This is a genomic window from Nocardia sp. NPDC060220, assembly GCF_042727815.1.
GTDB lineage: Bacteria > Actinomycetota > Actinomycetes > Mycobacteriales > Mycobacteriaceae > Nocardia.
Map to the genome: position 1 here is coordinate 1 of NZ_JBHWZY010000199.1, position 9344 is coordinate 9344.

Consider the following 9344-nt stretch of genomic DNA (forward strand, 5'->3'; position numbering starts at 1 on the left):
CGTTCCAGGTCACCCCCTGCGTCCTTGCCCAGCTCGGGACCGCCCTCGACGTCGCGGACGTCGTCCATGATCTGGAACGCGAGTGCGAGCTCGTCGGCGTATGTCATCAGCGCTCGCAGGCGATCGTGATCGGCACCGCCCGCGGTGCCGCCGTAGGAGCACGACAATCGGAACAAGGTGCCGGTCTTGGCGCCGGCGACGAGTCGGTAATGGCGGCGCAGCGCGGTGGCATCGACCGCGGGCGGCAGCATCTCGATGAGCTGACCGAAGGACAGGTCCGACAGCCCGTCGGAATACGTCACACCGGGCACCTCCCCCAGGCAAGCAGACATTCTCGGGTTGTCGGCAAGCACCTCGGCGATCACCTGCACTGCGGCACCTGCCATGTGGAACCCCGCTCGGGCCGCGATGCGCACGCCGAATGCGGCGGGCACCGACGTCGCGCCGCGGCGTAGCAACGAGCCGTCACAGATATCGTCGTGCACCAGCGAGGACTCGTGCAGCATCTCCATCGCGCAGGCCAGGTCGAGGGCGGCGCGACTGGGTTCGGACCCGACGGGGACAAGCAGGCCTGCGCTCGCGAGAACCAGACGTGCGCGCACACGCTTGCCAGGAGCGGCGAGGACGTGCCTGCCGATGTCGTCGAAACCCCCACCGCTGATGAGGATTTCGTACAGGCGCGCGTTGACCAGCGTGAGAAGTTCGTGCTGAGTCCCACTCGGATGTCTGAGCATCAACGCGACCGGTTCGCCCTGGTGCTGCGGGTTACCTGCCGGACGAGCGTCGTTACGGCGGACTTCGGGTAGCGCGGGATTGTCCATAACGCTGAATTCCTTTGGTGCGGCCATATGGCGGTGAGATCCCCTGATGGTTCACGGGGGCTGACACGATTCAGACGGAGCCGTCCTGCCACAGCTACTGTTCTGCCGCAACGACAGACAGATAGGTAGGTAGCGTCGTGGCACGTAGGCATACGGTGAGCTGGTATTGCGCTGAAACAGTGAGGTTCGGACGTCACGATCCGTGGACGGTCACCTCGACGGGACCGGGACGATGTGGGTACGGTCGGCAAACACCTGCACTCGGACCGTTCACGAAAACGCCATTGTCCGGCGATCGGTCGTCGAAGGGAGCGACGTCGCTCTGCCGGCAATTCTACGGCGTGGATCACGTTGCCGCACAGGAGATTCGGCGCTTCGTGAGACTCCACGGCGCCGATCTCCGATATTGTGGGTTCCCGCCCAGTTTCCCGGCCACGACCGGACCGAGTCCTCGTCCCAGAGGACACCCTCGACGTCCCACACTCACGCGGACCCTTGGATGCTGACGCGAATAGTGTTGTGCCACAGTGACTTATCCGGTCCGGGTCGCACCGGCCGCGGTCAGGGGTCAACGGCGAGGATGCGCGGGACGGTGCCGACGATTCAGCACGCTCCCCGCGCGAGTCGGTTTCCCTGGGTTTCGCCGCCGTCGGTCGATCGAGTCACCGAGATCATCGAAGTGTCGCACCACTGCGGGTAGCTCAGTCACCGACATGGACGTGTGCGGCCCACCTGGTCGGCACGGCCGGATAGGCGTCGCGCATGGTGCGCAACGCCTCGGTGAGCGCGGTGGCCGCCTCGGCCGTGTCGGGCGCCCGGGTGCCGTGCGCGGTGAGCGCCGCGTAGACCGCCTCGGCGGTCTGGGAGCTGTCCGCGGTGTGCCACAGCGTGCCGATGACACCGCGGAAGCCCGCGAGATGGAAAGCCGACGCCAAGTTCAGCGGCTCGTCGAGCAGAGCCGGGTCCGGGCTCGCGGTGTCGCAGGCGGACAGGAACGCCAGCTGTGCCCGCGTGGTGCGCAGATCGTGCACGAACGAGGGCACGAACATCCCGTCGCTGAGCACCAGTCCCCCCTGGTCGGGATGCTTTGCCGAGCTGACCGCCCGGCCGTGGCAGGCGAAATGGGCGATCGCGTGCTCGTGCAGCCCCTGCTTGATGGCATCGAAGTCGGCGGCGGCGTCGATGAGCACAGTAGAGCCGGGCAGCAGTCCCGCCACCGCCTCAGCCTCGGCGCGGGCGCTCGGCAGCACCGAGACGCCGTTACGCTCGCCGACACCGACGATGAGCGCGGTGTGACGGGCATGGCGCGGCCGGGGTGTGCTCAACGTGTCGGCGAGCGCGGTCAGCGACGGTGTGTACGAGGAGACCGCCCGGTCGAACACAGTCTGCCCCGCGTGCTCGCGATGTCTGCCCGCCGCGTGCAAGGGCAACTGGGCCATGATTCCGATCGGGCACCACCACAGCCGCGGCGTCGTGACCTTCTCCAGCACCGGCCGGGCCGTGGTGGTCCACAGCCATTCCAGCACCGCGTGCACCTCCAGCTGGGCCTGCTCACGCCGGTCGAACGAGCACGCCGGGTCCTTCACATCGGCCAGTGCTGCTCGCAACCGCCGGACCTGGGCGCGGGCGGTGGTCTCGGTGATCTGCGGCAGCGACACAGCCTCGACGGGCTCCCGACAGTCGGCGGGAACCACGAGCGCGCTGCCCTGAGCGCTGACGATCACCACGGTGTGCCCGGCTGTGCGCGTGCGCAGAACTTCGAGATTCGGCGGCACCAGCAGATCCTCGAACCCCGGCAACGTCCGCGCTCGCGCGAGCAGCCGGTCCCGCCGCATCGAGAGCTGCCGGATCTGTTCGACGGCCTGTGGTCGCGGGTCCCAGTCCCGGGAGGAGATCCGGCCGTTGAACTCCACTTCGATGTGAAACGTCAGGTCGGCGTATCCGTCGGCCGCAGCCAGCTCGCGCTCGACCTCGCTGAGCTCCTCGGCCAGCGACGGTTGCGTCTCGCCGAGTCGTGCCCAGCCGCGCCGGATACCCCACGCGTCGCCGAACAGCACGCCGCGGCACCGTTCGACCAATTCCAGAGCTCGGTCGAGCTGGCCCGACCGCACACCGGCATCCACCACCCGGTCGGCGAGGCCGTGCAGCTGCCGCGCCGCCTCCACCCTGCGGACCCAGGACAACGCTCGGCTGACCGTGGCGGGGATGGCGGTGATCACCCGTTCCTGCGCGTCCAGCCATGTTGCCGGGTTCGCCTCGGCGAACATCGCGGCCTGGGCCTGTTCGCAGATCATCCGATGCTGCGTGCTGGTGGCCGGGTGGCCGGAAACTGACCGGTAATAGGTGATCGCGAGCTCGCGCAACCGGTCGGCTCCCGGCCCGCCGAAGGTGGCGAGCGCACGGGCCGAGCGCGCGAGCGCGAACGCACGCAACGGCCACCAATGGTGGTCTCCAGGGGTCTGACCGACGGCCTTCTCCGCGAGCGCGAGCGAGTCCTCCAGCGCGCCGAGATCACCGCACTGCCGGTACCGGTGATACAACACGTCGGCGATGGTGCTCTCGATGCGCGGCACGTCGGGGTGATCGGGACCCACGAGCGCGAGCGCGGCCCGGTAGGCGCGTTCGGCCTCGTGAAACGGTTCCGCATGCGTGACATCGGTGCTGACCGCCCGGGCCTGCACGGCACCGGCATAGTTGTAGAGCATGCCGACCCGACGCACATCGTCTGTCGCCATGGTGGACACCGCCGATGCCGCCGCGTCGACAGCTGTGGTGAACATGGCGTGATCACCGGCCTCGGCCACCTCCTCGGCCGCCCTGGACAGGGACGACCAGCGCAGCGGGAGGTTCGGGTCATCGGGTGGGGTCAGCGCGAGGGCCTGCTCCGCGACGGTGACAGCCTCACGGCCCGCCGCGGGGCTGGAGCCGACTCGGCATTGCGTGATCAGCGCGGACGCGAGTGCGGAGAGCCGGAGTGCGCGCTGGTCATCGTCGGCGGCCGGTAAGTTCAGCGCGGCGCGGGCGGCGTCGACCGCCAGCTTCGCTTCGTCGCGAGAGCCGCTCGCCGTCGCGACGGTGCTCGCGCAGTGGGCGAGTGCTTTCAGCAGCTGCGCCCGCAGCGCGTGGCTCGGTGTGGTGGCGAGCAGCGCTTCGGTCACCGCGTCGTAGGCGAGCGTGATCGCCTCGGTGTCGCCGCCGATATCCCAGAGGTCGTTGTGCGCGTAGTAGAGATCCAGCAGCGCGGCAGGCCGCTCAGCGTGGTCCAGCGGCAGTCCGACGGCCAGCACCCACGCCTGGTCACGTCGCCGCACCAGCACATCGCCGGTGACCGGCTGCCGCCGCAGGCTCGCGACCAGGTCGTACTGCGCCTGCAGAGCGCGCGGATCGCGATGGCAGGTCATCAGGAATCGCGCGATATCGGAACCGATCTCCCTGCTCGCTTCTTGCTCGAGCTGCGCGAGCGCGGGCACCCGCGCTGTGTCGCCGTAGTCGCGCTTCAACGCGTCGGCGAGATCACGACATGCGACCAGCGCACCGGCCAGGTGGATGGGCGCGGCACCGTCGGTGTAGAGATCGAACTCGTACTGGGCGAGCTCGAGCACGACGTCGCGCCACACCGGGCGTTCCCGCAACGCCAGTTGGGCCGCGGCCCGGTAGTCGGCGACGATCTTGCCCGGCGACAGGCCCGCGATGTCCTGCGCTCGGGCGCGATCGACCAGCCTGCGGGCGCGTTGCGGATCGTCGCGAGGTGTGTGCGCGATCGTCCAGTTCAGCGCGTTGACGACGGTCTCGCGGTAGGTATCGGAACCGTCGTGCTCGTCGAGCAGGAGCAGCAATGTGGCGTGATCGGCGGTGAGCGCGGCTTTCATCCGCTCGTCGTCCAGTGCGTTCATCACCGTCGTACAGGCGTTCGCGAACAGCACCAGCGAGTCGCGGTCCCGGTAGACCTGGAACTGCTCGCGTGCCTGGTTCAACGCCCGGTATTGCGGCATGGCGACGACGCTCGCGACCGCGAGATCACCTGATGTGCCCGCGATGGCGGCCGCGATCTCCCGGTCGACCAGCCCGGCGAACCCGCTCTGCGCCTGGAACCGGTGCCAGTGCGCTCGGGCCAGGTGCGGCAACAGATTCGCGGGGCACTGCTGCGGTGGCGGCAGGCCCGCGGCCAGCAGTGCGCCGATGTCACCGGTGTCGGCGAAGTTCTCGACCACCAACCGAATGTCGTCGTACACGCGCAGCCCCCGATCCCGTTCGGTCCACGGTAGCGTGATCCGAATCACCAAGCAGGAGGTTCGAATTCGGCATGACATCAACGAGCGGTCCCCGAGTCGAGGTTCTCTGCGAGCAGGCCGGAGCGGCGCTGGCCGAACGCGCTTCCCGCTACGGCGTCGCGGACGTACTGGCCAGAATCGTCACGGCGGCACAGCAGGGCGAGGTGTCCGAAGCTGACCTCGACCTGCTCGACAGTGCCTTCGCCCAACACGGCATCGACAACCTGACGCGGGCGCACCGCGGCTTCGAGCCGTGGAAGGGACCGCGCGACATCGTCGTCACGGCATGGGTGTGCCCGACGAGTGCGTGCACCAGGGCGAGGATCGACGAAGGTGCGCGGTGCGAGCTCACCGGGCAACCGTTGCGCAGGATCGAGCTGTGAACGCGTTCCTCACCGAGCTCGGCAAGAACCTTGCTACCCGCTGGGCTGCCGCGCTCGCACTGCCCGCCGCGGTGTTCGTCGCTGTGGTGGTCGTGGCGGTCGCGCTCGGGCCCTCGCACGCACTCGACTTCAAGCTGTTGTGGACCCGGGTTACGACGGTGTCGACCGGTCCCGCGCTGGTGTGGGCCGCTGCGTCGTTCCTCGCCGCGACCGCGATGGTGGGGTTGGCGGTTACCGCGCTCGGCGGCATCGTGATCGCCGCGTGGGCAGCCACCGGCACCGGTGCAGGCAGACCGTTCGTCGCGCTGCGTCACCGCCGTTGGCGGCGTGCGACGGCCAAGGCGGACGCCGCGGTCAAGGCGGTGCTGGCCGACCGATCGGACCGCCGGGCCAAGAGCACTGCGCAGCGAGCTGTGCTGCGGCGCAACGCGATCTCCGAGATCGAACCGGCATGCCCCACGTGGGCAGGCGACCGACTGCGGAGCGTGGACGAGCGCGTCAGCCGCGGCACGGGACTCGACCTGACCACGACGTGGCCGCGATTGTGGCTGGTGCTGCCCGACGCGGCGCGCACCGAGGTGACGACGGTCCAGGAACGGTGTGGCTCCGCCGCCCGCACCCCGGTGTGGGGCTTGGCCTATCTGGCAGTCGGTGTGTACTGGTGGCCGGCGCTCGTGCCGGGAGTGTGGGCATTGCTGGTGTCGCGCCGTCGGATCCGCCGTGCGGTGGGGGTCTACGCGGACCTCGTGGAAGCCTCGATCGACCTGTACGCCCGAGACGTCGCCAACCAGCTCGGGTTCGAACTGACAGGCAGGTTGACACCGGCGATCGGCGAGCAACTGACCGAGGTGCTGCGGAAACAGCCCGGGTAGCTGTGTGGCCATTTCTCGCGCGATCCGACCGGCCGGCGTCAGCCGCCGGAGCGCGGACCGGCCGTAGCGGCCAGAGCCGTGGCGAGGTCCCGGTGGATCGAAATCCACTCGGTCATCCCGGCGAGGTCGATCACGCGCGCGATGCTCGTGGGGGCACGCCCACCGGCGAGATGCATCCCGATGCCGCGGCGGTCCAGCTGCTGCGCCAGGTCGGCGACGACCATGATGGCACGGACCGACAGGAACGTGATCTCGGCCAGATCGACGACGAGATGACCACCACCGGCGGACGCCGGAACAGCCGACTCGAGCAGGCCCCGCCAGCGCGGGAGGGTGTAGGCGTCGATCTCCCCACGAGCATGCAGCACGATGACCTGTCCTGCGGATTCCGCGACGGCGCCCAAGCGGCGGCAGAGATCGGCAGCCGGGTCGCCGGCTGCGGGCGAGCGGGTTTCGTCGGGACGATTGTTCAACGGACTCAATTCTTCAGCACCGGAGAGCAGTGCGCTGCCAACTGTCCTGTGTGCTCAAGATCGGGCCGGCAATCCTATTCCAGCACGCGGCCAGGCAACAGCCTTGCCCCGTCGCTGCCCTGGCGCCCAGTTGTTCGCTATCGGTCCTGATTCGCAGTAACCGGCCTTCGCATTTCGTCCCTGCGGACGGGCGCCGCAGGGACGACACGCGGTGCACCGAGGGCGAGACAACGGGTGCGTCGCCTGTTGCCGAGCCGGTAAAATGGCGCCGGGAAACCATACAGGCGCGGTCGTCCGGCGCCCGCCTACACCGGCGTGCCCTTCATCGCGTGTCCACGGAGGGAGCGTCGTGCAGAGTCTGAATTTCGAGAGCGACGACCTCGCCGCGACCGAGGAGTTCCTCAACAACGCCTACACCCGGGTGCAGATCGGCAACCACGGCCCGCACCAGGTGCGTTCCAGGATTCGTCGCGAGGTGCTCGGTTCGATCAACTTCGACCAGCTCGAGATGGGTTTCGACATGGCCTACGATGCCGACCCGCTCGGCCGGGTCTGCCTGGTCACCGTGCACAGCGGTCGGATCGAGGAGAACTATCACGGTAGCGGTACCGACACCTTCACGCCCGGGCAGACCGGTCTGCTCACCCCCCACGACCTGCCCTACTCGGGGGTCATCCGAACCAGCCGCTACGACATCACCATGTTCGACCCTGCGATCCTGAACCGTATGGCCACCGCCGCGGGCGGAGACCGCGTGCGCGTAGACGGGCACCGACCTGTCACTGTGGCGGCCGGACAGCGGCTGCGGCGGGTGATCATCCACCTGCAGCAGATCGCCGCGGACCCCGACGCAGCGAGCAGCCCGCTCACCGTCACGACGGCCTCGGACTATCTCGCCGCGACTGTGCTGGCCACCATGCCGACGACCGCCGAGCACGAGCCCACCGCCACCGATCGTCACGATGCTCACCCGCACACCGTGCGCCGTGCCATCGCCTACCTGGAGTCGCATCTGAGTGACAAGATCGCGATCAGCGACGTCGCAGCGGCAACCTTTGTCACGCCGCGCGCCTTGCAGCTCGCCTTTCGCCGCCATCTGGACACAACACCGCTCGAGTACCTGCAGCGACTGCGCCTTGCCGCGGCGCACGAGCAACTCGGCGCCGCGCTGCCCGGTGACGGTCAGACTGTCGCGACCATCGCCTACCGATGGGGCTTCCCCCATCCGGGCCGCTTCGCCACGGCCTACCGCCGGCGCTACGGTCGGCCACCGAGCCAGACCCTGCGCGAATGAGCGCTGCCGTATCGCGTCGCGAACGCGGTCCGAGCCCGCCGCGCCGGCGCGACCGAGGGGGTCAGGGCCGTCTCACGCCCGAGCGAACCGCATGTCCACCACCGTGCCTGCCGCCGATGTGCTGACCTCGAATTCACTGCTGAGAGCGCGCATGATGCCCATCCCGCGCCCACGTGACCGATCGATGTCCGGATCAGGGGTCGACCAGCGTCCTTCGTCGGTCACGACGGTGTGGACGTGAGTCTCGGTGAGCGCCGCAGTGACGCGTACCGTGCCGCCGTCGCCACGGTGACCGTGCTCGACGGCGTTGGTACACGCCTCACCGACGGCGAGCACTATGTCGTACGCCTGGTTCGAGTCGACCAGTACCTCGGCCAGCCAAGCCTGTAGCGCGTGGCGCACTTCGGCCAACCACGCGGCCTCTGCCGAGAAATCGATCTCGAACGGTTTCACGGCGCTGTCCTGCCGAGACGGGTGCGTCGTCACCTGATGCCTCCCTCTCCATCTCGACGTCCAACGAATCCGCGAGAGAACACCCGCGCCATTGGCAGTACCCCTGCAGTATCCGGATATGCCACGTCCGGGCGTGACAAAACCCTCTCGCGGCGGCCCTGCGGATACGCCCGAGCCAGGGTACCCGGTGCGGCACAACGGTTTGCGGCCCGAGCGGATGGGGTAGGTTGCTCGAGCAAGAATCGCTCGCACATTCGCCGACCCGGCGAAGCTAGAGGCAAGAGGTAGAAAAGTGGCGAATCGCAACCGAGGAGACCTTCGGTGAGTGTAGAAGGCGGCTTCCGCGACCTCGACGTGCAGACACGAGCACAAGACGACTTCGAAATCCTCTCCGTGCGCGGTGAAGTCGACATGGCCTCGGCGCCCCAGTTGCAGGCGGCGCTGGAGAAGGCACAGCAGAGTGGCAAGACACTGGTCGTCGATATGACCCAGGTCGGCTTCCTCGGCTCGGCCGGACTCAGCGCGTTGCTGGTCGTGTCCAAGGCAGCGCCCTACCAGCTGCGCGTGGTCGCCTCCCATGAGGTGGCTCGACCGATCGAATTGACCGGACTGGACAAGCTGCTCGCTGTCTACGCCACCCTGGAGGCGGCAATCGCCGCGGAGCCGAACGCGCACTAGGTCCGCAGTCGCGGGGGGGGGGCGCGGGGGGGGGGCCCGGGGCGCCCCAAGAAAACAAAACAAAAACATATAGAAGAGGGGGAAGAGAGAGAGATAAAA

The 9344-nt window shown here is 68.4% G+C and carries 8 protein-coding genes; 4 read left to right on the plus strand and 4 right to left on the minus strand.

The window, feature by feature from the left end:
* Both ACFWF3_RS12995 and ACFWF3_RS13000 read right to left on the minus strand, forming a co-directional pair.
* The coding region (locus ACFWF3_RS12995) for an FPP/GGPP synthase family protein (protein ID WP_379313843.1) at positions 1–821 on the minus strand (821 nt) is incomplete at its 3' end.
* 701 nt (positions 822–1522) lie between these two features.
* The gene (locus ACFWF3_RS13000; protein ID WP_379313844.1) at positions 1523–5053 is read right to left on the minus strand and encodes a CHAT domain-containing protein; all 3531 of its coding nucleotides are present in this window, start codon (positions 5051–5053) and stop codon (positions 1523–1525) included.
* Positions 5054–5124: 71 nt separating this feature from the next.
* Between ACFWF3_RS13000 and ACFWF3_RS13005 the strand changes: the two genes are divergently transcribed.
* Together ACFWF3_RS13005 and ACFWF3_RS13010 are read left to right on the plus strand one after the other, a co-directional pair.
* Entirely contained in the window at positions 5125–5475 is a 351-nt protein-coding gene (locus ACFWF3_RS13005; RefSeq protein ID WP_379313845.1) for a hypothetical protein, read from the plus strand.
* Positions 5472–6347 (plus strand): hypothetical protein, encoded by an 876-nt coding sequence (locus ACFWF3_RS13010; protein ID WP_379313846.1) that lies wholly within the window; start codon positions 5472–5474, stop codon positions 6345–6347. The genes ACFWF3_RS13005 and ACFWF3_RS13010 overlap by 4 nt, the downstream gene beginning before the upstream one ends.
* Positions 6348–6385: 38 nt before the next feature.
* Here the strand turns inward: ACFWF3_RS13010 and ACFWF3_RS13015 are convergent, their stop codons facing one another.
* Positions 6386–6820 carry an STAS domain-containing protein gene (locus ACFWF3_RS13015; RefSeq protein WP_379313847.1) on the minus strand — a complete coding sequence of 145 codons (435 nt, stop codon included), beginning with the start codon at positions 6818–6820 and terminating at the stop codon, positions 6386–6388.
* Between the two features lie 349 nt (positions 6821–7169).
* Here ACFWF3_RS13015 and ACFWF3_RS13020 point away from each other — a divergent pair, with 349 nt between their 5' ends.
* The gene (locus ACFWF3_RS13020; RefSeq protein WP_379313848.1) at positions 7170–8114 is read left to right on the plus strand and encodes a helix-turn-helix domain-containing protein; all 945 of its coding nucleotides are present in this window, start codon (positions 7170–7172) and stop codon (positions 8112–8114) included.
* Between the two features lie 72 nt (positions 8115–8186).
* Here ACFWF3_RS13020 and ACFWF3_RS13025 read toward each other — a convergent pair whose 3' ends face one another.
* A complete protein-coding gene (locus ACFWF3_RS13025; protein ID WP_379313849.1) occupies positions 8187–8600 on the minus strand; it encodes an ATP-binding protein in 414 nt (137 codons plus the stop codon).
* A gap of 288 nt (positions 8601–8888) precedes the next feature.
* Here ACFWF3_RS13025 and ACFWF3_RS13030 point away from each other — a divergent pair, with 288 nt between their 5' ends.
* The gene (locus ACFWF3_RS13030) at positions 8889–9245 is read left to right on the plus strand and encodes an STAS domain-containing protein (RefSeq protein ID WP_379313850.1); all 357 of its coding nucleotides are present in this window, start codon (positions 8889–8891) and stop codon (positions 9243–9245) included.
* Positions 9246–9344: the final 99 nt, after the last annotated feature.

What these genes read in the sequence shown, in the direction of transcription:
- ACFWF3_RS13005 (WP_379313845.1), top strand. Translation starts at nt 5,125, where the DNA reads ATGACATCAACGAGCGGTCCCCGAGTCGAGGTTCTCTGCGAGCAGGCC.